The organism is Fulvivirga lutimaris (assembly GCF_009711525.1).
GTDB lineage: Bacteria > Bacteroidota > Bacteroidia > Cytophagales > Cyclobacteriaceae > Fulvivirga > Fulvivirga lutimaris.
On sequence record NZ_SMLV01000058.1, the window covers coordinates 1 to 911 of the forward strand.

Below are 911 nucleotides of genomic sequence, written 5' to 3' on the forward strand. Positions count from 1 at the left end.
GAAAATTATCTATCCATTGATGGAATGATTTTTGGCCATATGTCCAAGACCCATCAGGGTTTTGTGCGTTGACACAAAACTGAACTGAAGATAGCGCAGCATCTTTATAACTTGTATTCAAAGTATATTTAAAGCATCTGGCTAATACTTGACTTGCCATTAAGCTGGCATTGTAAACAACTGAGTTGTCTTCTGGTGAATATGAAAAAGCAAAATTTTTGCTATCACCGTTCCTATTAAGGTCGTTTAAAACAAAATCAGCTGTAGTTAAGGCAATTGTTTTATACTCTTCAATTTGAGTTATCTCATAAGCATCTATAAGGGCATTAAAACAATAGGCCGTTGGTATTATTAAAGGGGTGTTTTCGGGCTGATAAAATGCACGTGCCTGCCAGGCAAATGGGTAGCTCCAACACGCTCCTGACCATTGATCTTGTTTTAATGTAATTATTCGATCGGCTAGATAATTAATGGTCTTAATATATTCTTCCTTTTCCTCTGCATTATAAAGCCGACAATAAGCAGATAAAAAAATGGCCAAAGCTTGTGGGTTTTCTTGCTTTTTAATTCCCACCATCTTTCTAAGATTAATAGGATTTCGTTTGAATAGCTGAACCCAGGCCAATCTGATAAGTCTATTTTTACCTAAAATTGATTTTTTTATAATTGGGCTATTCAACCCATCAAAAGGATCATGTCCTTTAAATCTTTCTTCAATAGGAATAGATTCTAAAACCTTCTTCAGGCGAATAAAACTTTCAGTTATTTTTGGCTGCATTAAAGTAATCGCTTGTTTTGTAAGGCAGATATGAAAAGAAACTGAGAAAAATTGAAAAGAACACAATTCCTTTGTTTACGGCAAGTGTTGACTCTGACATGGAAAAAAACAGATAACTGAAAATAAATAGGAA

At 34.4% G+C, this 911-nt stretch carries 1 protein-coding gene; it reads right to left on the reverse strand.

The annotated features are described in order from the left end of the window. The coding region (locus E1140_RS00165; protein ID WP_155177942.1) for a glycoside hydrolase family 88 protein at positions 1 to 778 on the reverse strand (778 nt) is incomplete at its 3' end. Between the last annotated feature and the right edge of the window lie 133 nt (positions 779 to 911).